The organism is Sphingobium sp. Ant17 (assembly GCF_000588875.1).
Lineage (GTDB): Bacteria > Pseudomonadota > Alphaproteobacteria > Sphingomonadales > Sphingomonadaceae > Sphingobium.
The window spans coordinates 67,649-91,371 of record NZ_JEMV01000001.1 but is presented as its reverse complement, the minus strand read 5'-3'; the positions used below and the strand labels follow the sequence as shown (position 1 = coordinate 91,371).

Genomic DNA, 23,723 nt, shown 5'->3' with positions numbered 1-23,723 from the left:
GTGACAGCCGCGCACCAGGATGGCGAGCAGGGCCGTGATGTGTCTTGATTGTCACAGTGGCGGCGCTCTGCGAAGCGTGGAAAAGACGCGATTTGTCCGCGATAGCCCCTCAGTGCCATCGGGCCGTCGCTCGCATCATCGTCGGCACAGGCATCCCGCCGGAGGACAATTGTCGATTGCTCTCGCGCTGCCCGGAAAAATACGATATTCCCGTATAATTGTAAAAACGCTATTATATGGGAGGATGGTGAAGTGAGCCGCAAAAACGCGTTACCTCATGGTGGAAACGTCGATCAGCATCGGCGTCAATGTCGCCATGACATTGTTGATGGCCTATTTCGTCTTTGGTGCTGCCAGCCGCGTTGCGCTGGCGGGGCCGGGCGGGTTGATGATCGACCTGAGTTTGCAGACGTTCATGGTTGCGCTCATGACCGTATTGATGGCGACGCTGGTGACTCGCCTGCGCCGCAAATCCGGCCTTCAGATCGATGGTGTCGCGGCAAGCGCACAGTCTTGGCCACGCCATCCGTTATTCCGGGCCGCGATCGCCGCTCTTGCCGTCACGGCGATCCTGTTGCCGATGATCTGGCTGGTCCTGCCCATGATTACCCCGCCGGTCTGGGGCATGCCTGTCGTCCTGTTCTTCAAGACGGCCTATGCGGTGGCACTTGCCGCTGTGCTTGCGCCGCCCGCACTGCGGATCGCCATGTCCGAACCGCTATGAAGGGAGCGCGCGCACCATAGTTGCGAAGCAGGTGCGCGCGCCGACCGTTAAAGGCGCAGTCTTAGAAAGGATAGTGCCGGGGGGTATCCTGCACCGTGATCCAGTGATCGGTGGTCATTTCCGCGATGATCCAATCGCCATTGAACCGGCCGATCCCCGAATTCTTTTCGCCGCCAAACATGTTGAACGGACTGTCCTGCACCGAGATGTCGTTCACATGGGTCATGCCCGCCTCGATCCCGCGCGCGAAGCGGATGCCCCGGGCCATGTCACGGGTGAAGACCGCGCTCGACAGGCCGAATTCAGTGGCATTGGCGAGGCGCAACGCGTCCTCTTCATTGGCCGCCTTGATGATCGGCGCGATTGGCGCAAACTGTTCCGCCTGGGCAAAATCGCTGTCATTGGGGACGCCGCTATAAATATGTGGGGGCACCAGCAGGCCGTCCGCCTCCCGCCTCGCCCGCCAACAATTCGGTAAAGCCCGCTGCACGTGCCGCGGCGATGTTGCGCAGCGCGGCCGCCTTTTGCTTTGCGTTGATCAATGGACCGATGACCGTCGAAGGGTCACTCGGGTCACCGGTCTTGAAGGTGCGCACATGGGCCACGAACCGGTCGACGAACGCATCATGAATGCTGGCATCGACGATGATCCGGTTGCTGCTCATGCAGATCTGGCCGTTGTGCAGGAAACGCGCGAAGGCGGCGGCCCGCACGGCGAGGTCCAGATCGGCATCGTCCAGAACGACGAACGGCGCATTGCCACCCAGTTCGAGGCCGACATGCTTCAGCCGGGTTCCGGTCGCCGCCAGTTCGGCGATCCGCTTGCCCACCCGCGTCGATCCTGTGAAGGAAATGAGCTTGGGGGTCGGATGCAGCGTGAAGGCGTCGCCAATATCCTCGACCGCCCCGACCACGATGTTGAGCAGGCCCGCCGGCAGCCCGGCTTCCTCATAGATTTTGGCGAGCAGCAGGCCGCCGGTTACGGGTGTATCTTCCGCCGGCTTGACGACGACGGCATTGCCCAGCGCCAGCGCAGGCGCGATCGAGCGGTGCGAGAGGACCATCGGGAAATTCCACGGGCTGATCACGCCGATGACGCCGATCGGCTCACGATAGACGAAGCTCTGCTTGCCCGGAACGTCGATCGGCATGATCTTGCCTTCGACGCGCGAGGGAAGGGCGATCGCTTCCATCGCGCCCGCCCGGACGGCGCCCCATTCGATCGTCGCCTTGAGCAGGGTCGACCCGGCCTCGCGGACCAGCCAGCCGATGATCTCGTCCTTGCGCGCATCCAGAATGGATACGACCCGCATGAAGAGCGCGCTGCGTTCGCTATGCAACGTGCGCCCCCAATCCTTCTGCGCGGTGGCGGCGGCCTTATAGGCGTCGTCCAGATCCGCTTCGTTCGCTAGCGAGATTTCGTTGAGGATGCTGTCATCGAACGGATTATGGTTGGCGGCCGTCTTGCCGGCGCGTCCGGCGCGCCAGGTACCGGCGATAAATTGCCCGTCCATATCCGTATAGGCTGTGCTGCTGTCGGTCATCATATGTCCTTCGAGAAGGGGAATAGAAACTGTCACTTGGGGTCTGTGGCCGCCGCTGCAACCCAATTGCCATGCAGGCTCATGCGCAATCTGACAGGCAGTTTGATTCGGGCGACGGGGCCGTCGCCAACCTTTTGCGTATCCAGGATGACGAGTTCGGTCGTCTGGGTTTCGAGGTGATTGAGCAGGGACAGGATGAAGCCGTCGCCTTCCGGTGCGGTCGCGCTGCGCGGCACGAAAGTTGGTTCCTGGAAACATTCGGCGTCGCCGCCGCACCAGCGTTCCGATTGTCCGGTGGCGACATTCAGATGGACGATCTGATTGAAGAATTGCCATGGCGGTGGCCCCAGCCGATCCATGGCATAAAGGCGCATGTCGCACCCCAGCATGATCGCGTGACGATAGGCGAGGCCCACCACGCGATCGTCGCAGCGCGGAAATTCGCAGGGTTCGTCAAATAGCGTCGTGCGGGTCGCCTCCGAATTGTTCGCGAGGAGATCGAACGTCCAGCGCGTCAGTTCGAACGCAAGCCTATGGGGCGGCGGCGAACTGCCATTGGCGTCGGGGAAGAAGGCGAAGACATTGCCGCTCGCGCTTGGCATGTCGAGATGGATCGTGTCGCCCTCCTCATAGGCGTTGAGGACATGCGCCTGAAAACAATTGGGGCCGGTAAACCATTTTATGTCGCTGCCGTCGCCATCGCGGCGCATCACGCCGAATTGAAAGCCAAGGTCGGGCTGCCATTCGAAATGCCGCCCGCCAGCGGCGATCCTGGCATGATCCGCCGTCGCAGGGAGAAGCGGGAAAATGACGAAATGGGGCGTTACCGCAAAATCGTGGATCATCCCGCAATAGGGGGCTTCGACCCATATCTCGCGCCGCTTGTCGCCGTCAGCGGAAAATTCATAATAGACGATGTCACGCGTGGCGATGCCGCGCGCTTCATAGCCAAAGGCGAGCAGGCTGCCGTCGGCGGGATCGAATTTCGGATGGGCGGTGAAAGGCCGGTTGCCGATTTGCCCTGCAAAATCCCATTCGCCGATCGTCTCCAGCGTGTCGGGGTTCATGGCAAAGGGAAGGCTGTCTTCCTTAAGCGCCAGCAGGACGCCGCCAAAGGCGATCACATTGGTATTGGCCGTGCTGCCGCTCGTCCCGGCGACGGACGGATCGTTCGTGAACGGATTGCGGTAGAGGCCATGGAGCGACCGCCGCGCCGCGCGTTGGGCGATCAGGCGATCGGTCGCGACATAGCGTCGGTGTAGATCGACATGGCCGTCGGCAAAGCGGAAGGCCGTGACCACGCCATCGCCATTGAAGAAGATGTCATCGCCCAGCATCGGGGGATAGGCCGGGTCCGGGGCAACCTGAACGAAACTGCCTTCCAGCGCCGCGGGAACCTCGCCTTCGATCTCCAGGTCGATGACCGACCCTTCGAAGCGTGAGGGCGTATAAAGCGCACCCGTAAAGTCTGGCGTGGCAGGAAATCTGACTGTCATCACTCTCTCCAATTGTCCTTTGCCGCATCTGGGGCGGCACCGTCATCGCCGAATTAAGAAGCCGATCCGATGGCGCGGCATACATCATGGAAAACATGATTGACAACATAATTCCTGATATGTAGGAATTTTGCTATCAAAACGGCAACCTTGGTCGTTTCACTTTCCCGGGAGCCTGGCATGTCTTCTGCCCACACGCGATGGGGCCGTCCCCTCGACACATTGGTAGCGCGCCTCCATTATCTGGAACTGGCGAGCCCGGACCCCCTTGCAACGGCCCAATTCTATGAGCGGGCGATGGGATATGAGGTGCGGCACACGAACGACGCGATCATCGCGAGCGGGCCTGATCGGCATCTGATCTTCGTGCCCGGCGCACCCAAGACGCTGATGCGCGCGGGTTTTGCTGTGCCCAATGTCGCGGAACGCGACCGGCTCGCTGCCCGCATCGAACGAGCAGGGTTCAGCCATCGCCCGGTTGTGACGGATCTTCTGACCGACGCGATCGAGACGGTCGATCCCGACGGTAATCGGTTCGTCTTCGGCATCGCGCGCGATCGATCGCAAAGGATGCAGGCCTTGCCCGCCCGGCTGCAGCATGTCGTGGTCGCCAGCCGGGATCCGGCGAAGATCGTGCGCTTCTTTGTCGATGCTCTTGGCTTCACCCTGTCGGACGATGTGGTGGATGGGGAAGGGGGCATCCGCACATCCTTCCTGCGATGCAGTCAGGAGCATCACAGCTTCGCGGTGTTCAAGGCGGCCGAGGATCGGCTGGACCATCATTGCTACGAAACCACCGACTGGAACATGATCCGCGACTGGGGCGATCATATGGCGTCGGAACATATCCCCATCCAATGGGGGCCAGGTCGCCATGGGCCGGGCAATAATCTCTTCCTGTTCGTGCATGACCCCGATGGCAATTGGGTCGAGATTTCGGCGGAACTGGAGATCGTCGATCACCAGCGGCCCGCAGGCCGATGGCCGCATGAACAGCGAACGCTCAACAGTTGGGGGCAGGGGCTGCTGCGCAGCTGATCCCATCCTATAGACGGAGAATATAGATGAAGTTGGCGAGTTTTCTTCTCGATGGCCGCGCAAGCTATGGCGTGATCGACGGCACCGAAGTGATCGATGCAGGCGATATGCTGCGCGGGCAGTTTCCTGATCTCAAATCCGTGATCGCGGCCGATGCGCTGGATGCCGTTCGGTCCGCGATGGCGACGGCTGCGCGACTGCCGCTGGCGGCCGTGACGCTGGCGCCCGTCATCGGCAATCCCGGCAAGATTTTTTGCGTCGGCCATAATTATGAGACCCACCGGCTCGAAACCGGTCGCGACAAGACCAGCTACCCGTCCATTTTCACGCGCTTTGCCGACAGCCAGACCGGACATGGCCAGCCGATCATCCTGCCCACCGTCTCCACCATGCTTGATTATGAAGGCGAACTGGCGATCGTGATCGGTAAGGGCGGACGGGCCATCGCCGAAGCCGATGCCCTGGAGCATGTGGCTGGCTATAGCTGCTATAACGATGCGTCCGTGCGCGATTGGCAATGGCATACGGCGCAATTCACGCCGGGCAAGAATTTCCCCGATACCGGCAGCTTTGGCCCCTGGCTCGTCACCGCGGATGAGATTCCCGACCCGTCCACATTGTCGGTCACCACGCGCGTCAACGGCACCGTCGTCCAGTCGCAGCCCACCGCCGACATGATTTTCCCGATCCCCCGGCTCATTGCCTACATCTCCACCTTCACGCCCCTGTCGCCAGGCGACGTCATCGTCACCGGCACGCCAGGGGGCGTGGGCGCCAAGCGCCAGCCGCCTTCCTGGTTGCAGGCGGGCGATGTCGTGGAAATCGACATCCCGGGCGTTGGGCTTCTCGTCAATCCGGTCCAGGCCGAAGCATAAGGACGCAATTATGTCGGCCGCCTGCACCCAGGCCAACGCATCCGCGCCACCGGCCGCCGATCACTATCCTGTCATAGTGATCGGCGGCGGGCCGACGGGTCTGACGTTGGCCAATCTCCTGTCCCGCTACGGCACCCGCGCGCTTTTGGTGGAACGCAACAGCACCACTGTCCAGGAACCACGGGCGGTATCGATCGACGATGAATCGCTGCGCACGATGCAGGCGGCAGGCACGATCGATGCGGTGCTGCCCGGCATTGTCGCTGGCTATGGCTCGGAATATTATACGCCCGCAGGCCGCCTTTTCCTGAAGGTCGAACCGCGCGAGGAGCCTTATGGCTATCCCCGCCGCAACGCTTTTCGCCAGCCGCTCTTCGAAGCGCAATTGCGCCAGACGCTCGATGGCTCTGCCTGCGTCGACACGCTGTTCGGCTGGGCGATGCGCAGCTTCGACCAGAATGCGACGGGCGTAGTCGTCACGCTGGAAGATGCCACCGGAGCCGAGCGGATCGTCCGTTGCGACTATTTGGTCGGTGCCGATGGCGCGCGCAGTCCCGTGCGCGGGGCGCTGGGGCTGACGCTGGATGGCGAGACGTTCGAGGAAAAATGGCTGATCGTCGATCTGGAAGATTCGCCGATTGCCAGCAAGGAGACGATCGTCTTTTGCGATACGCGACGGCCCTGCATCGCGCTGCCCGGACCCAATCTGACGCGCCGTTTCGAATTCAAGCTGCTGCCCGGCGAGAACCCGGAAGCCATGGTCGACCAGGCGACGGTGCAAGCCCTGCTGGCGTCGCATGGTGCCCATCCCGACAGCCGCATCTGTCGCAAGACCGTCTACACCTTTCACGCGCGCCTCGCCCCGACCTGGTCGAACGGGCGGGTCTTCCTGGCCGGGGATGCCTGCCATCTCACCCCGCCCTTCGCCGGGCAGGGGATGAATAGCGGCATCCGCGACGCTCATAATCTGGCGTGGAAACTCGCCTGGGTCAGCGCCGGCCGCGCGCCCGCACGGCTGCTCGACAGCTATGAAAGCGAGCGGCGCGCCCATGTTGGCGAGATGATCCAGCTGGCGCTGCGCATGGGGCGGATCATGGGGCCGCGCAACCGCACGGTTGGTTACGCAACGCAGACGGCCTTTCGGGTCATGGGCCTGTGGCCCACCTGCCGCGATTATTTCGCGCAGATGAAGTATAAGCCAAAGCCCCGGTTCGAAGCGGGTTTCATCCTGCCCGATCACCTGGGTGCTCGTCGCACGATGGTCGGGCGATTATTGCCGCAACCCCGGATAGTGCGACAGGATGGCCGCCAGGCGCTGCTGGACGAGGCCTTGGGCGCAGGCTTCGCGCTGATCTTTTTCAGCGATGCGATGGCATCGACCTTCGATACGGGGCGATGGGCCGTGCTGGCTGGCCTCCAGCCCAAAATCCTGATCGTCAAATCGGAAGGGGTGGCCGACCATCCGTCCATCCACATGGAAACCGTGATCGATAGTGATGCGATCATCCTCAAGGCGGCAGGCGGCCAGAAAGACCGCATCCTCCTGATCCGGCCTGATCGCTATGTCCTCACCACGTTCCTCTCGGCCGAAGCGGATGAGAGGATAGGACAGCTCGCGTTACTGATGACAGCGGACAAGGTCGCCATAGCGGCATAGCGCGGGGCATTGCGGGGCTGCCAGCCGACGTATCGCATATGCAGTCCCGCCTTAATCCCCATCGCGAAAGGCGTTAGCCGGTCCCCGCATTCAGCCCGGTCATGCGCTTGCACCCGCAACAAAAAAGCGGAATGAACCGCCTAAGTGGGTTGCGAATGATAGTGGTTCGCATTAGTAGATCGCCGACAGGGTGAATCTACGCCCGCTATTGCCATAAAAGGGATTTTATGAAGGCTGCAAAGCTCGCGCTGTGCCTCTGCACGGCCATGACCGCCACGCCCTCCTTCGCGCAGGCGCCCGACGCCGCCGACGCTGTGGACCAGTCCAGCATTGTGGTCACCGCGGTTGCGGGCCAGTCGAGCGGCGCGGGCACCAAGACCGACGTGCCCCTCATCGAAACGCCCCAGCCGATCAGCATCATCAACGCCGAAACCTATCAGGCGCAGGGCGCGATCTCGATCGCCGACACGCTGCGCTATGTGTCAGGCGTGGTCGCCAACCCTTATGGCGCGGACGGTCGCGAGGATGGGGCCTTCATTCGCGGCATTGCCCCGCTGCAGTTCCGCGATGGCATGCGCGACCTGTTCAGCTATTATGCGGGCATCCGGTCCGACCCCTATAATTTCTCGCAGGTCGAAGTCGTGCGCGGTCCCGCTTCGGTGCTGTTCGGGTCGGGTTCGATCGGCGGCCTCATCAACACCGTGTCCAAGCGGCCCGATTATGACACGCATGGCGAAATGTCGGTGCGTTACGGCTCGTTCGATCGCAAGGAGATATTGGGCGACGTCACGGGGTCGCTGACCGACGGCGTCGCTGCGCGGCTCGTCGCGCGGGTCCGGGACGCCGATACGCAGGTCGATCATGTCGCCGACGACCGCGTGATGCTGGCCCCGTCGCTGCGCTTCAAACTGGGCGAACAGACCGAACTGACGCTGCTGGGTCTATATCAGGAAGATGATGGCGGCTCGATTTCGCAGTTCCTGCCGATCGTCGGCACGCTTGCGCCCAATCCCAATGGCCAACTGCCCAATAGCACCTTCATCGGCAAGCCCGGCTGGGATCGCTATGACGGCCGCACCCTGCAGGGCACGGCCCTGCTGGAACATCGCTTCAACGACCATGTCCGCCTGAACCTCAAGGCGCGGGTGATCGATACCGATGTCACCTATTTCACCCATTATCCCAACAGTTACAGCAATCCGGCCAACCCCTATCTCGATCCCGCGCAACGGGTGATCGGTCTTTATGCCGATGGCAGCTACGCCAACACCAATGTCCTTTCGACCGACAATAATGTGCGGATCGACTTCAACACCGGCGATGCGATCGAACATATCCTGCTGGCGGGCGTCGACTATAGCTGGAACCGGGTGCGCAAATTGGGTGGCGCAGCATTCGAAACGATCGACATTTACGATATCGATTATGCGTCCTTGTCCGACTATGGCGGCGGCATTCCGCAGCCGGGCGATGCTGGCTATCTCTATGGCACCAACAGCAATGTGACGCAGGCACAGCTGGGCTTCTATGTGCAGGACCAGATCCGCTTGTGGGACCGCGTCTCGATCGTGCTGGGCGGACGGCGCGACCATGTCGACACCAAGAGCCGCGATCCCGCGACCAACAGCCGGACCAAGGAAACGGCCAAGGCCACCTCCTTCCGCGCGGGCATCATCGCTGAAGTCGTAACGGGCGTCTCACCCTTTTTCAGCTACACCGAATCCTTCAATCCCATTTCCGGTGGGGCCATTGATGGCACACCGTGGAAGCCCGAACGCGGCCGCCAATATGAAGCCGGCGTCAAACTCCACCCCGACGACCGCACCCTGCTGACCGCGACCGCCTATCATATCCGACAGAGCAACCGGGTCATCAACCTGACACCCACCGTTTCAGTCCAGGCGGGCAAGGCAACATCGAAGGGGTTCGAGTTCGAAGGCCGCCGCACGCTGCCCGGCGATTATGAGATCATCGCCAATTTCAGCTATAATAAAGCCTATCTGAACGAAAATGAGGATGAGCGGCAACTGGACAATGTGCCCAAATATGGCGCGTCCGCCTGGGCCACCAAGACGTTCCGCATGGACGAAGACAAGTCGCTGCGGCTCGGCACCGGCGTGCGCTATGTCGGCGAAAACTGGTCCGGCGGTGCCGTGCGCACCCCGTCCTATACGCTGGTCGATGCGATGGCGGAGGTGAACTGGCGGCAATGGCGCATGTCGATCAATGCGACCAACCTGTTCAACAAGAAACATTATGCCGCCTGCCTGTCGCGCGGTGACTGCTTCATCGGGGCGGACCGCAATGTCTTCGGCACGCTGACCTACGCCTTCTGATGGCGTGGGTCTGGGCAGGATCGGCGATGACGGCGGCGGCGGTGCTGCTGCTGCGTCACGCCTGGGGTTTGCGCGTACGTTCCGTGCCGCTGCTGGGCGCTGCCTGGGGGGTGCTGATCCTCGGCCTGGTTGCAGGCGGGATCGGCCATGGTGCCTGGGGCGTGGCGGTGGCGTCGTTGCCGATGATGCTCTGCGCCTTCGGCTGCCTCGCCGTCGCTGGCTGGACCGCCCCCCGCGATAAGGTGCGCGCGTCCCAGCGCCGCGCCCATATGCTGCCGGACGCAGGCGAACCGTCTTATATCGGTCGCCGCCTGCTGACCTTCCTGATCACCGTGCCGCTTGCCTTGGCCGCATCGCTCGCCTTAGCCTTGGCGATCCGCTTGTGGATGTCCGCCAATGGGGGCGGGGAGGCCAATGCCAATGTCACCACCCTCTTTCTGACGCCCTTGCTATGGTCGGTCCTGATCGTCCTGCTGCTGCTGGCCAGGCGGCGGCGCACCCAATGGCTGATGCTGGGCGTGCCGCTTCTGGTCGGCGGACTGCCTATCTTGTGGGGAACAATGTTATGAGCAGCGGCGAAAGCGTCGGCACCAAAGGTTTCGACAAGGCGACCGTCCGCGATGCGCTGTCTGCCCATGCCGCCATTGGCCTGTTGGCGGGGGCCTTCCTCTATCTCATCTGCCTGACCGGTACGATCGTCGTCTTCTTTGCCGAATGGCAGCGGATCGAGCAGCCGACCGCGCCGGAAATGCGCACCATCGCGCCCCAATCGGTGCAACGCGCGGTGGAAACCGTGCTGGCCAGCGAGAAGGGCAAGCCGCTCACCACGCATCTCTACGTCCATCTGCCGACCCAAGACCTGCCGCGCACCACGATCACCACCGATCATCAGGCGGTCCATGTCGCCTCCGATGGCACCATCGCCATGCCCGAGGAAAATGCCTGGTCCGAATATCTGCTGTCGCTCCATTATACGCTGCATCTGCCATCGACGCTGGGCATGATCCTCGTCGGTATATTCGGCGTCATGATCGTGGCGCTGGCGATAACCGGCGTGGTCGCGCATCCGCGTATCTTCCGCGATGCCTTCCGCCTGCGCGCGCGCAGTAACGGCGGGGTGGGGCTGGCCGACTGGCACAACCGGCTGGGTGTCTGGACGCTGCCCTTCACGATCATGATCGCGCTTACCGGCGCGATGATCGGGCTGGCGGTCGTCACCGGCTATGGCCTGGCAGGCAGTTTCTACAAGGGCGATCTGGAAGCCGTTTACGCCCCGATCTTCGGCAGCGAGGCTGCAGCGGACAAAGCGTCCGCACCCGTCCCGGACATGGCGGCCCCCATGCGCTATATGCAGGCCCATCATCCCGATGTGCATCCAAGCTACCTCATCCTGCATGACCCACTAACCGCCGGTCAGCATGTGCAGGTCGTCGGCCTCCATCCCCAACGGCTCATCTTCGGCGAATATTATATGTTCGATGCGCGGGGCGGTTATCATGGCAAGGCGGGCCTGTCCGACGGCGCACTGGGCCAGCAGGCGGCGGCATCGGCCTATAATCTCCACTTCGGTAATTATGGCGGCCTGCCGGTCAAGATCGCCTATGCTCTGTTCGGCCTGGCGTTGTGCGCGATGACGGCGACGGGCACTTCCATCTGGCTCGCCAAGCGGCGACGGCGCGGCCTTGATCATCCGCGCCTGACCCGCGCCTGGGACGCCATCGTCTGGGGCAGCCCGGCCGCGCTGATGCTGACCTTCGTCCTGCGTCAATGGGTCGGCAATGGCGCGCCGCTGGTGGCGGCTTTCTGGGGGCTGCTCGTCACGATATTGGTCGTCAGCCTGTTCGTGACCGACGGCTACCGCTTCCGGCGCGGCCTTCAACTCCTGTTGGCTGTCGCCATCCTCGCAGGCTGCGTGGCTTCATTCTGCTGTAAAATCCGCGCGCCAAAGCGGCGCGGCCAGGCTCTTACGCAGCGCCTGCAAGAAGGCATTGGTCCGCCCGCTGCGCCCCTGCCGGGCGTGGAGCAGCGCCACCACATCGGCGGCGGGCGGCGACCAGCGGGGCAATATCGCCTGCAACCGCCCCGCTGCCAGATCCCGCGCGACATCCCATTCGCTCCGCAAGATGATACCCAGTCCCGCCAGCGCCCAATCGCGGATGATCTCACCATCATTGCTCGCCATGACCGGCTTGATCCGCACTGTTACCTTGCCCTGCTTGGGATGGGCAAAGCGCCAGAGCGTGACGTCCTCGTCATTCTCGCGCAGCGCGAGGCAGTGATGCGCCGTCAGATCCTGCGGGGTCTGGATCGGGGGGTGCTGGGCAAGATAGTCGGGCGCGGCGCACAGGATGCGGCTGTTGGGGGCAAGCGTCGTGACCAGCCGGTCGCTTTCGGGCAAGGCCCCGATATGGACGACGATATCCCAGTTGTCGGCCATCTGGCGGATCGGGCTGTCGGACAGTGCCAGCGTCACCGAAATCGCCGGATGCCTTTTGGCGAAGTCGCGCACCACCGGCGCGACATGCCGCCTGCCAAAACCATAGGGTGCCGCCACGCGCAGATGCCCGCTGACCTGCCGGGTGCGACTGGCGACCCGCTCGGACAATTGCTCGATCGCGCTGATGATGTCCGCCCCGTCCGACGCGATCAATTCTCCCTCGTCGGTCAGGCGCAAACCGCGTGATGTGCGGTCGATTAGCTTCACCCCGATCCGCTCCTCCAGTGCGCGCAGCCGTTGCGTGACCGCAGGCGGCGTGACATTCAATCTGCGCGCCGCTTCGGCCAGCGACGGCGCGCTGGCGATCATTTGGAAGAAGCGGAGGTCGTCAGTGGAAAGCATTAAGTTCCATCTTAGCTATAAATACAGAATATGTTAATTGCAGACTTCAGAAATCGGCATATTCTTCGGCCTATGGCATGTCAAAACCAATGTACGGGTCGCTGTCCGTCCTACCGAAGAAAGCCTCGCTCATGACCATCCCATCCTGCGACCGGCTCTATATCGACGGGGCTTGGGTCGATCCGATCAAACCGCTCCCGGCCATCCCGGTGATCAGCCCGGTGACTGAGCAACAGATCGGGTCGGTCGTCCAGGGCAGCGCAGCCGATATCGACGCCGCCGTCCTCGCCGCCCGTCGCGCTTTCCCTGCATTTTCTGCGACGGCCCCCTCCGACCGCGTGGCCCTGCTTCGCCGGATACTCGCGCTGATGGAAGAGCGGTTCGAGTCCTTGGCACAAGCCATCTGTCTGGAAATGGGCTCGGCGATCGGCTTTGCCCGCGCGTCGCAAGTGCCCTTCGGCATCGCCCATGTCCGCGCCGCGATCGATGTACTGGACGATTATGCCTTTATCCGGCAGCAGGGCAGCACCGCGATCCTGCGCGAAGCCATCGGCGTCTGCGGTCTCATCACGCCCTGGAACTGGCCGCTTTATCAGGTCACGGCCAAGGTCGCACCCGCCATTGCCGCGGGCTGCGCGGTCATCCTCAAACCCAGCGAATTATCGCCCTTCAGCGCGCACCTCTTCGCCCAGATCATGCATGACGCCGGGACACCGTCGGGCGTCTTCAATCTTGTCACCGGGACCGGCGCGGAAGTCGGTGCGACGCTCGCCGCCCATCCCGGCATCGACATGATCTCGATCACCGGCTCCACCCGCGCGGGCGTGCTGGTGGCGCAGGCCGCGGCCCCCACGGTCAAGCGGGTGACGCAGGAGCTGGGCGGCAAGTCGCCCAATATCCTGCTGGACGATGCCGATTTCGAGCGGGTCGTGCCCTTGGGCGTGGCCTCGGCCTTCCGCAATGTCGGCCAGTCCTGCAGCGCCCCCACCCGGATGCTGGTGCCGGCCGAAAGGCTGGCGCAGATCGAAGCGCTCGCCGCTACCGCCGCTGCGGCGCTGGTCGTCGACGATCCCGCCTTGGACGGCACAGACCTTGGTCCCGTCGCCAATCGCAACCAGTTCGACAAGGTGCAGGATATGATCGGCATCGGCATGGCCGAAGGCGCGCGGCTAGTGTGCGGCGGTCCGGGGCGGCCCGTTGGACAGGACACGGGCTTCTTCCTCCGGCCCACCATCTTCTCCGATGTCCGCCCCGCGATGCGCATCGCGCAGGAGGAAATTTTCGGCCCAGTGCTCTGCCTCATCCCCTATGCCGACGAAGCCGATGCGGTGCGGATCGCCAACGACACCATCTACGGCCTTGGTGCACACGTCCAATCGCGCGACCTGGACCGTGCGCGCGCCGTCGCCGCGCAGATCCGCGCAGGACAGGTGCATATCAATCATCCGGCCTGGGACGCCATGGCCCCCTTTGGCGGCTATAAACAATCGGGCAACGGCCGCGAATATGGCGTGTTCGGCCTGGAGGAATATTTGGAGACCAAGGCGATAGTGGGCTATTTCCCATGATGAACGCTATGATGACCACAAGGAACAGACCGTGACGATAGCCCGGACCCTGGAACTACAGCAGGACGAAGCGGCAAACACGCGCCTTGCCGATCTGGAGACGCCCTGTCTCATCCTCGACGCGGACCGTATGGACCGGAATATCGCCCGCCTGCGCGAACGGCTCGCGCCCTTGGGCGTATCGCTGCGCCCGCACCTCAAGACCGCCAAGTCGATCGAGGTGGCCCGCCGCGTCATGAGCACGCCGCAGGGACCGGCCACCGTATCGACCCTCAAGGAAGCGGAATTCTTCGCCGCTGCCGGTGTCCGCGACATCATCTATGCGGTGGGCATTGCGCCGTGGAAACTGGCCAAGGTCATCGCCCTGCGCAAACAGGGCGTCGACCTCGCCATCGTCCTCGACACGGTCGAACAGGCGCAGGCCGTCGCCGCTGCGTCACGCGAAGCGGGGGATGCTATTCCTGCGCTGATCGAAATCGACTGCGACGGCCATCGCTCCGGCGTGTTGCCGACCGACCGGGACCGGCTGGTCGCGATCGGGCAGGCGCTGACCCAGGGTGGCGAACTGCGCGGGGTGCTGACCCACGCGGGCGGCAGCTATGCCGCGCGCGGGGAAGAGGCGCTGCGCCGCTGTGCCGAGGACGAACGCCTGGCCGTGGTCGACGCTGCGACCATCCTGCGCGATGCAGGCCTGCCCTGTCCGGTGGTCAGCATGGGCTCTTCCCCGACCGCGCACCACGCCCATGACCTGACCGGTGTGACCGAAGTGCGTGCAGGCGTGTTCATGTTCTTCGACCTGGTGATGGCGGGCGTCGGCATATGCCGCATCGAGGATATCGCCCTTTCCGTGCTGGCGACGGTGATCGGGCATCAACGCGACAAGGGCTGGATCCTGATCGACGCAGGCTGGATGGCGATGTCGCAGGATCGCGGCACATCCAAACAAGCGGTCAATCAGGGCTATGGCATCGTTTGCGACAGCAGCGGTGTGGCCTATGATGATCTCATCCTGGCCGACGCCAATCAGGAACATGGCATCATCATGGTCCGCCCGGGTTCCGGCGCAACCTTGCCGGACCTTCAGATCGGCGACCGGGTGCGCGTGCTGCCCAACCATGCCTGCGCCACCGGCGCGCAGCATCGCCGCTATCATGTCGTTCATGGCACCGACGACCGGGTCGTGGCGGAATGGCAGCGTTTTGGAGGATGGTAATGACCGACACACCACAACCGATCCTGACCGACACCGCTCCGGCCCCCGCAGGCCATTATGCGCAGGCGATCCGGTCCGGCAGCACGCTTTATATTTCGGGTCAGCTGCCGATCAGGACTGACAAGGCGCCCCTGTCCGACATGGCATTCGAAACGCAAGCGCGGCAGGCCATCGCCAATATGCTGGCGATCCTCAAAGCGGCGGGGGCCGAGCCGTCCGACCTGTGCCGGGTCACCGCCTATATCGTCGGCGTCGACAACTGGCCGCGCTTCAACACCGTCTATGCCGACATGCTGGGTGCCGCTCAGCCTGCCCGCACGGTCGTCCCCGTGCCCGAACTCCATTATGGCTATCTGGTCGAAGTCGACGCGATCGCCAGCCTGCCCGCCGCAACCGACTGATCCCTCAGGAGCCGATGATGCTGCCCTTTGTTCAACAGGTCGCCAGTGACGACCATTTGCCCGACGCGGTCGATGTCGTCGTAGTGGGCGGAGGCATCGTCGGCACGGCGGCCACCTATTATCTGGCGAAGCGCGGATTGAAGGTCGCCCTGATCGAAAAAGGCCACATCGCCTGCGAACAATCGAGCCGCAGCTGGGGCTGGTGCCGCCTGCAAAATCGCGATCCGCGCGAAATGCCGCTCTCCTTGCTGTCGATGCGCCTGTGGGACAGTCTGGCGCCGGAGATCGGCCAGGATCTGGGCTTTCGCCGCTCCGGCCTTATCTACACTACCGATGACGCCGCGATGCTGGCAGGCTGGGAGGCCTGGACCCCGACCGCGCGCGAGTTTGGCGTCGAAACCTATATGCTCAGCGCCAAGGAAGCAGCCGATCATATTCCGCAGACGCGCCGCAAATGGTTGGGTGGCCTTCATTCGGTGCGAGACGGCAAGGCCGAACCCGCCTTGGCCGCGCCGATATTGGCGGAAGGCGCCCGCGCTCTTGGCGCGACCATTCACCAGCAATGTGCCGCGCGTGGCCTAGGCATCAGTAACGGCCGGGTCACCGGCGTCCATACCGAGAAAGGCATGATCCGCACCGACGCTATATTGTGCGCGGCCGGTGCCTGGGCCTCGACCTTCCTGCGCCGCCACGGCATCCGCTTCCCGCAGGCCAGCGTTCGGCAAACGGCCCTGCGCACCAAGCCGACCGTCAATGTCGGCGACGTCCTCTATTGCCCCGACCTCGCCATGACCCGCCGCCTCGACGGCAGCTACACCATGGCGATCAGCGGCCGGGCCACGCTGGAACTGACCCCCCAGGGCATAGGCTTCGCGCGCGAATTCATGCCGCAATTCATTCAGCGGCTCAAAGCCGTGCAATTGGGAGTCGGCGCGTCCTTCCTCACCGGCCCGGAATCGTTGTCGGCGATGTTCGGCCGCGACGATCGCCTCTTCGAACGCAACCGCATCGCCGCCCCCGTGCCCAACCGACGGCTGGTCCAGGCAATCATGGACAATGTGCGCGGCACCTTCCCGCAACTGGCAGGCATAGAGGTTGACCACGCCTGGGGTGCCTATATCGATTGCACGCCCGACGCGGTGCCGGTGATCTCGGCCGTCGATCCTGTCGATGGGCTGTATCTCGCGGCGGGCTGTTCGGGCCATGGCTTCGGGCTTGGCCCCGGCATCGGCTATCTCGCGTCGGAACTCATCACCAACGATCGGCCAAGCGTCGACTCCAAGCAATTCCGCCTGAACCGGCTGGTCGATGGTTCGACAATCAAGGTCGGCTCGCTCTGACACCCGGTTGGCTGGGCCGGAGGCAAGGTGCCGTCAAAACCAAACGCCCACCTCCCAAAGGTTGACACCGACCAGCTGTTCGTATTTGGTCTTACCAATAATTGGGAGAGATCATATGCGCGTATCGAACATCACTTTGCTCGGCCTGGTCAGCACTGCGGCGATGGCTTTGGTGGCCATCCCGGCCAGCGCGGGCACCTCTCCCACCTCCGCCCAATCTAGTGTGGAAGCCTCCGGTCCCCGCCAGATCGTCTCCCTCGCGTCGGGCTGGCGCTTTCGCTTCGGTGGCGATGCCGCTGGCGTCACCAACCCAGCCTTTGACGACAGTAGTTGGGAACGGATCGACCTCCCCCACACATGGAACCGCATGGGCGAATATCAGCTCACCCGGTCGCCACAGAGCAATTTGGAGCAGGGCATCGGCTGGTATCGCCTGGCCGTGACCGCGCCGTCGCGGGCCAAGGGCCAGCGCCAGTTGATCCAGTTCGACGGCGTCGGCGCGATCGCGGAAATTTGGGTGAACGGCGAGCGCGTCGGCGGCCATGCCGGTGCCTTCTCGACCTTCCGCTTCGACATCACTGATCAGCTGCGGGCGGGTGCATCCAACCTCATCGTCGTAAAAGCCGATAACAGCAAGCCCGCGCCGGGCAGTTCGACGGCGGACGTCATTCCGCTCGGTGGCGATTTCTTCGTCCATGGTGGCCTCTATCGCGGCGTGTCCTTGATCACGGTCGATGCCGCACAGTTCGACACGCTCGACCATGGCGGACCGGGCCTCTATATCAGCACGCCGCAAGTGACGGACGCCGCCGCCAGCGTGGCGCTACTGGCGCGGCTGCGCAACGCCGGGCCGGGGCGGCGCAAGCTCACCGTCAAGACGCAGATTCTGGATGCCGACGGAGCGGTCGTCGCGCGCGACAGCGCGCCCGCCGCACTGACCGCGAATGGCACGCTGGAACTGCGCCGTTCGCTGACCATTGCGCAGCCGCAATTGTGGCAGGGACGCGAAAACCCCTATCTCTATAAGGTGGTGTCGGAACTGGTCGAACGCGGCCGCGTGGTCGATCGGGTGGAGCAACCGCTCGGCGTGCGGACCTTCGCCTTTGATCCCGACAAGGGCTTCATCCTGAACGGCAAGCCCACCCGCCTGCACGGCGCATCGCGCCATCAGGACAGGCAGGGCAAGGGCTGGGCGCTGACCCCGGAGGACCATGCACAGGATATGGCGATCATGGCAGAAATGGGCGTCAACACCGTTCGCCATGCCCATTATCAACATGCCCAGGAATGGAGCCGCCTGGCCGACGAGACAGGTATGGTCGTCAAGGCCGAACTGCCCTTCGTCCACCAGTCCGCCTTTGGTGACGCGCCGCCGTCGCCCGCGTTGATTGCCAATGCGCGGCAGCAATTGCTAGAACTGATCCGTCAAAATTATAACCATCCCTCGATCATGATCTGGTCGGTCGGTAATGAGATCGATATCGGCGCGGCGATCGACGCGCTGCGTAAGGGGGCAAAGGGGCCACCCGCCCAGTCGCGGGACATGCTGATCGAACTGAATGCACTTGCGCAGGCGGAAGACCCCAGCCGCCCGACGGCCTATGCCGATTGTTGCGAAGCGACAGGCTCGCCCCTGTCGCTGCCCGGCGCGCAAGTCCTGAACGACGTGACCGACATGGTCGGGCTGAACCGCTATTTCGGCTGGTATTATGGCAAGCCCGGCGACGCCGCGACGGCGTTGGCGGCGTTGCATGCCAAATATCCGGGGCGCGCCGTTGCCCTGACCGAATATGGGGCAGGGGGCGCGCTCACCCAGCATACTGACAATCCACTGGGCGGGCCGGTCAATGCCAATGGTCGTCCCCATCCCGAAGCGTTTCAGGCCTGGGTCCATGAGGAAACCTGGAAGGTTCTCAAAAAGCAGGAGTATCTCTCCGCCACCTGGATTTGGAACATGTTCGACTTCGCCTCGAACAGCCGTGAAGAGGGGGAGGCGATCGACCTCAACGACAAGGGGCTGGTCAGTTATGACCGCACCGTTCGCAAGGATGCCTTTTATTTCTACAAGGCCAGCTGGTCGAAGGAGCCTGTCCTGCATCTGACCGGTCGGCGCTATGTCGACCGCGCCTATCCGGTGATGGATGTGCGCGCCTACAGCAACGCGGCTACCGCCAGCCTGACGGTCAATGGCCGCGATGCGGGCACTGTCGCCTGTCCCGACCATATCTGCGTTTGGCCGGGTGTCGCGCTCAAGACGGGCGACAACGCCGTGACCGCTACCGCGTCCGCCGGAGGCGAGCCCCTGTCGGACACGGTCAGCTGGAAAGCCCCCGATGCTGCCGCCGGTCTGCATATCCGCGTGGGTAGTCTAACTGGTCTTACCACTGCTGATGGTGCCCGATTTGGGTCCGACACCTTCTTTACCGGCGGCACCGTACCCGAATTGCGGATGGGCGCGCGTGGCAAGGTGGCGGAAAACAATGTGGTGGGCACCAGCGACCCCGAACTTTATGCCTCCTACCGCGAAGGTAGCTTCTCCTATGCGCTGCCTTTGCCCAACGGGCGCTGGTTCGTCACGCTCCATATGTTCGAGCCGGACGCCGCAAAGGCGCCGAATCGTCGCTTCAATGTGGCGGCAAATGGGCGGACTATGCTGCCAAAGTTCAACCCGGCGCAGGCAGCGGGCGGGGTTTTGAAAGCCGTAAAACGCACATTCCCGGTTCGGGTGAGCGATGGCAAGTTGACCCTGCAATTCACCGCCGCCGATGGCGATGCGCTGGTGTCGGCAATCAGCATTTCCCCGGATATCGGAAATACGCCGCGATAGGCAGGAATCGATTGACAGGCCGACGATCCGGATAGTAAATCGGCCTTACCAGTATCGAAAAAATCGGTCAGAGATCACGACCGAAAGATAGGGAGGGGATATATGCGCATCGTATCAATTCTGATGGCAGGCACAGCCATCGCTATGGCCGCTCCGGCCATCGCCCAGGACACGGCTCCTGTCATGCAGGGTGCCGAGAGTGGCGAGGCTGCCATCATCGTCACTGCGCAGAAGCGCGAACAGAATGTCCAGGACGTCCCGGTCGCCATCACCGTGGTCAGTGCCGATCAATTGGCCAGCGTCGGCGGCAGCCAGCTGCAGGATCTGACGAAAGTATCGCCCAGCCTTACGATTACGCAGGGCGGCGATCTGAACAATAATGTCATCGTCATGCGCGGCGTCGGCACGTCGGCCTTTTCGGTCGGCATCGAACAGAGCGTGCTCGTCATGGTCGATGGCGTTGCCAACGGCCTGCCAGGGCAAGGCTTCAACGATCTCGACGATATCGAGCGCGTCGAAGTGCTGCGCGGTCCGCAAAGCACCCTGTTCGGCAAGTCGGCTTCGGCTGGTGTTATCAGCATCACCACCAAGGCACCGTCCAAGACCTTCACGGGCAGCGCCGAAATTTTGGTGACCGATGATGACGAGCAACGCTATTCGGCCAGCATCTCCGGCCCGATCACCAGCACGCTTGGTTTCCGCATCAACGGATCCGTCGGTCGCTTCGACGGCAATGTCCGCGAATTGCAGACCGACACGATGATCAACGGTCGCGACAGCGAGAATATCCGGGCCAAGCTGCACTTCGAGCCTTCATCCGATTTCGACGCCACACTGATCGGCTATTATAACAAAACCCGCACCGACTGCTGCTCCTTCGTCACGATCGAGCGCACGCCCGGCGTTACTTCGTCCTTCGGCACGCCATCATCGGTAAGCCTGGCAGGGATCACGCCCGGCAAGGATAATTTCGCGGTGCGTATCGATCCGTTCCAGACGGCGGATTCGGAAAGCTATGGCGGCTCGCTGGCCATGAACGTTGCGCTCGGCAGTCACACGCTCACGCAAATCTTCGCTATGTCGCATTATAATTCGCAGGATCTGTCCGACTTCGACGGTGCCTTCGGCCCAGGCTTCGGTCAGCCCAACGGTCTGACCCAGGGTGGTGATTTCAAGGGCGATACGCTGAGCCACGAACTGCGGTTGACATCGCCTTCGGGCAATCCGCTGCAATATGTCGTCGGCACCTATTATTCGCGCAACAACAACCAGCGCACCTTCGTGCGCCCCGGTCCGATCGCCAATGCCAATTGGGCGGGTCGCACAACGTCCGAGGCCGTCGCTGTTTTTGGCCAGGCGGACTGGGAAATCATGCTGGGCACGAAGCTGATCGCGGGCCTGCGCTGGAACAAAGAAGACATCTCGTTCCGCTATCAACGCTTCAACAGCAATGGCGGCAATCCTCCTTTCGCGACAGGTGGGAGCACGTCCGATACGGTCGTCACGGGCAGGTTCGGCATCCAGCAGGATTTGACCGACGATATGATGGCCTTTGCCACCTACTCGCGCGGCTATAAGGGGCAGGGCTATGATCTGACCTCCTCCTTCGTGCGCCCGACCCACCCGGCCAGTCGGCCGATCCAGCCTGAAACGGCCGACGCCTATGAAGTCGGCCTCCGCAGCAGCTTCCTTGATCGGCGCGTGACGCTCAACCTCACCGGCTTCTGGACCGACTACAGCAATTTCCAGTCGCAGACACTGGAACCCGGCCTGGGTGGATCGTTCATTCTGGCCAATGTCGGTTCGTTGCGCACGCGCGGCGTGGAAGCGGAAATGACGGCGCGCGCCAGCGATTGGCTCAGCCTCAACGGCAGCGTTGCCTATGTCGATGCCAAGGTGAAATCCTATCCCAATGGGGAATGTTATTTCGGCCAGACCGCGGCGCAGGGCTGCCTGCCCAATGGCAGTGGTGGGCGCGCGCAGGATCTGTCCGGCTCGCGGCTCGCCAATTCGCCCGAATGGAAATTCAACGTCGGTGCGGACGTGAATCTGCCCTTGGGCAACCTGCCGGTCGATCTGAAGGCCAACGCCAATTACACATGGCAAAGCGCGACATTCTTCGCATTGTCCAATGACCCGGCCACGCGTCAGGGTGCCTATGGCATCGCCAATATGAGCATTGGGTTCGAGGAAAAGACCGACCAGAAATACAGCATCACTTTCCTGGTGCGCAATCTGTTCGACCGCCATTATTTCGGCACGATCCGTAACGATGCGGGCAGCTTCGCCAACAATCCCTATCCCAACCCTTCGCCGGTAACCAACATCATCGGCCTGCGCGTGCGCGACTCCGCCCGTTATCTCGGCGTCCGGCTCGCCGCTAAATATTAAGCCGAGGCACGCGTTGCCTTAGCTTTTTCCATCTCCCCCTAATGGCCGGGCGCTAATGGCCCGGCCGTTTTTTTTGAAGGTTCTGACGATGACCACACAGAGGATCGGGCGACTGAGATGGTGGATCATCAGCCTGGTGACATTAGGCACGGTCCTCAATTACCTGGCCCGCTCCTCCCTGTCGGTGGCCGCCCCGACCCTGAAGGCCACGTTCGACATGAGCACCCAGCAATATAGCTGGGTGGTCGCAGCTTTTCAGGCGGCCTATACCGTTTCCCAACCCTTGGCCGGGCTGGCGCTCGACTGGATGGGGGTGCGCCTTGGCTTCGCTCTCTTTGCGCTGGGCTGGTCGGCGGCCAATTGCTGTCACGCCTTTGCAACCGGCTGGCCGAGTTTCGCGGTTTTTCGCGGATTGCTCGGACTGACCGAAGCGGCAGCGATCCCGGCTGGGATCAAGGTGGTGGGGGAATGGTTTCCCCCGGTGGAACGCACGGTCGCCACCGGCTGGTTCAATATCGGATCGTCGCTTGGCGCTATGATCGCGCCGCCGGTCGTCGTCTTCTGCATTGCGGTCTGGGGATGGGAATCCGCCTTCATCGTCACCGGCAGCGTCGGCTTCCTATGGGCGGCCATTTGGTATTTCGGCTATCGCAACCCGGAAGATCATCCCCGCCTCAGTGCGAGCGAGCGCGAACATATATTGGGCGGACGCGCGGCCGAAGATGCGGCATCGGATGTCGCGGCCGGGGATGCGCCGCTTGGCTGGCGGACATTGATCGTGCGCCGCGATTTCTGGAGCATCGCCATTCCGCGATCCTTGCGGAACCGGCATGGCAGACATTCAGCTTCTTCATTCCCCTCTATCTCGTCGAAGCGCGCGGCATGGATCTTAAAGGGATCGCCGCTTTCGCCTGGCTGCCCTTTCTCGCGGCCGATGCCGGATCGGTCATCGGCGGCTATTATGCACCCTGGCTCATGCGGCGGTTCAACGTGTCGCTGCTGACATCGCGCAAGATCGTGATGACGACAGGCGCGCTGTGTATGATCGGGCCGGGCTGTATCGGCCTTGCGGGCAGTCCCGGGATGGCGATCGCGCTCTTCTGCGTCGGCGGGTTCGCGCATCAGATGCTGTCGGGCGCTCTCCTTACGCTGTCGGCCGATCTGTTCGATCGCCGCGTCGTCGCCACGGCGACCGGCATGGCGGGCTCGGCCGCCTGGATCGGCGGGCTGAGCTTCTCGCTCGTCATCGGCGCTTTGGCCGACACGATCGGCTATGATCCGTTGTTCGTTTGCCTTGCTTTGTTCGACATTGCGGGCGCCGCTATCTTGTGGACCTTGCTCCGCAAGAAGCCCACCGCCATCCCGCTCGCGGCCTGACATTCACGCAGCGAAAGCACAAAAAAAGGACGCTGGAATAAGCCAATTCCAGTGCCCTTTTTCTTAAGCGGTGACGTTTTAGCGATAGTGACCGGCC

General features: G+C 62.8%; 16 protein-coding genes and 2 pseudogenes. 15 read left to right on the top strand and 3 right to left on the bottom strand.

Features of this window, described 5'->3' with window-relative positions; translation table 11 throughout:
* Nucleotides 1-277: 277 nt before the first annotated feature.
* Nucleotides 278-724 carry a hypothetical protein gene (locus tag BF95_RS00380; protein WP_043148604.1) on the top strand — a complete coding sequence of 149 codons (447 nt, stop codon included), beginning with the start codon at nt 278-280 and terminating at the stop codon, nt 722-724.
* Nucleotides 725-785: 61 nt separating this feature from the next.
* On the opposite strand, the pseudogene BF95_RS00375 reads toward BF95_RS00380, so the two are convergent.
* Together BF95_RS00375 and BF95_RS00370 are read right to left on the bottom strand one after the other, a co-directional pair.
* Nucleotides 786-2,238, bottom strand: a pseudogene (locus BF95_RS00375) (aldehyde dehydrogenase family protein).
* Between the two features lie 62 nt (nt 2,239-2,300).
* Nucleotides 2,301-3,764 (bottom strand): carotenoid oxygenase family protein, encoded by a 1,464-nt coding sequence (locus tag BF95_RS00370; protein ID WP_043148603.1) that lies wholly within the window; start codon nt 3,762-3,764, stop codon nt 2,301-2,303.
* 180 nt (nt 3,765-3,944) lie between these two features.
* On the opposite strand from BF95_RS00370, the gene BF95_RS00365 reads away from it, so the two are divergent.
* The 6 genes and pseudogenes from BF95_RS00365 to BF95_RS00340 form a co-directional block, all read left to right on the top strand.
* Complete coding sequence (locus tag BF95_RS00365; protein WP_051519780.1) at nt 3,945-4,802, top strand: VOC family protein; 858 nt, start codon at nt 3,945-3,947, stop codon at nt 4,800-4,802.
* A gap of 26 nt (nt 4,803-4,828) precedes the next feature.
* On the top strand, nt 4,829-5,677 hold the full coding sequence (locus BF95_RS00360) for a fumarylacetoacetate hydrolase family protein (RefSeq protein WP_043148600.1): 849 nt from the start codon (nt 4,829-4,831) through the stop codon (nt 5,675-5,677).
* 10 nt (nt 5,678-5,687) lie between these two features.
* Nucleotides 5,688-7,334, top strand: a complete 1,647-nt coding sequence (locus BF95_RS00355; protein ID WP_081763969.1) for a bifunctional 3-(3-hydroxy-phenyl)propionate/3-hydroxycinnamic acid hydroxylase — start codon at nt 5,688-5,690, stop codon at nt 7,332-7,334.
* Nucleotides 7,335-7,561: 227 nt separating this feature from the next.
* On the top strand, nt 7,562-9,670 hold the full coding sequence (locus tag BF95_RS00350; RefSeq protein WP_043148599.1) for a TonB-dependent siderophore receptor: 2,109 nt from the start codon (nt 7,562-7,564) through the stop codon (nt 9,668-9,670).
* Nucleotides 9,671-9,696: 26 nt separating this feature from the next.
* A complete protein-coding gene (locus BF95_RS00345; protein ID WP_043148776.1) occupies nt 9,697-10,239 on the top strand; it encodes a hypothetical protein in 543 nt (180 codons plus the stop codon).
* Nucleotides 10,122-11,324 (top strand): annotated as a pseudogene (locus BF95_RS00340) (PepSY-associated TM helix domain-containing protein); the annotation flags it as partial. The gene BF95_RS00345 and the pseudogene BF95_RS00340, both read left to right, overlap by 118 nt.
* Nucleotides 11,325-11,588: 264 nt before the next feature.
* Here the strand turns inward: BF95_RS00340 and BF95_RS25955 are convergent.
* Nucleotides 11,589-12,476: a LysR family transcriptional regulator gene (locus BF95_RS25955; protein ID WP_235209511.1), complete on the bottom strand. Its 888-nt coding sequence runs from the start codon at nt 12,474-12,476 to the stop codon at nt 11,589-11,591.
* Between the two features lie 164 nt (nt 12,477-12,640).
* Here BF95_RS25955 and BF95_RS00335 point away from each other — a divergent pair, with 164 nt between their 5' ends.
* The 8 genes from BF95_RS00335 to BF95_RS30560 all read left to right on the top strand — a co-directional run bounded on the left by BF95_RS00335 (nt 12,641) and on the right by BF95_RS30560 (nt 23,626).
* Nucleotides 12,641-14,077, top strand: a complete 1,437-nt coding sequence (locus tag BF95_RS00335) for an aldehyde dehydrogenase family protein (protein WP_081763994.1) — start codon at nt 12,641-12,643, stop codon at nt 14,075-14,077.
* Nucleotides 14,078-14,207: 130 nt separating this feature from the next.
* Nucleotides 14,208-15,290, top strand: a complete 1,083-nt coding sequence (locus tag BF95_RS00330) for an alanine racemase (protein WP_081763993.1) — start codon at nt 14,208-14,210, stop codon at nt 15,288-15,290.
* Nucleotides 15,290-15,691, top strand: a complete 402-nt coding sequence (locus BF95_RS00325; RefSeq protein WP_043148598.1) for a RidA family protein — start codon at nt 15,290-15,292, stop codon at nt 15,689-15,691. The genes BF95_RS00330 and BF95_RS00325 overlap by 1 nt, the downstream gene beginning before the upstream one ends.
* A 17-nt stretch (nt 15,692-15,708) precedes the next feature.
* Nucleotides 15,709-17,031 carry an NAD(P)/FAD-dependent oxidoreductase gene (locus BF95_RS00320; protein WP_043148772.1) on the top strand — a complete coding sequence of 441 codons (1,323 nt, stop codon included), beginning with the start codon at nt 15,709-15,711 and terminating at the stop codon, nt 17,029-17,031.
* Nucleotides 17,032-17,146: 115 nt separating this feature from the next.
* A complete protein-coding gene (locus tag BF95_RS00315) occupies nt 17,147-19,858 on the top strand; it encodes a glycoside hydrolase family 2 (protein ID WP_043148597.1) in 2,712 nt (903 codons plus the stop codon).
* Between the two features lie 102 nt (nt 19,859-19,960).
* On the top strand, nt 19,961-22,249 hold the full coding sequence (locus BF95_RS00310) for a TonB-dependent receptor (RefSeq protein WP_043148596.1): 2,289 nt from the start codon (nt 19,961-19,963) through the stop codon (nt 22,247-22,249).
* Nucleotides 22,250-22,337: 88 nt separating this feature from the next.
* Nucleotides 22,338-23,252: an MFS transporter gene (locus BF95_RS00305; protein ID WP_327195392.1), complete on the top strand. Its 915-nt coding sequence runs from the start codon at nt 22,338-22,340 to the stop codon at nt 23,250-23,252.
* Nucleotides 23,240-23,626: an MFS transporter gene (locus BF95_RS30560; RefSeq protein ID WP_327195391.1), complete on the top strand. Its 387-nt coding sequence runs from the start codon at nt 23,240-23,242 to the stop codon at nt 23,624-23,626. The genes BF95_RS00305 and BF95_RS30560 overlap by 13 nt, the downstream gene beginning before the upstream one ends.
* The last annotated feature ends 97 nt before the right edge of the window (nt 23,627-23,723 follow it).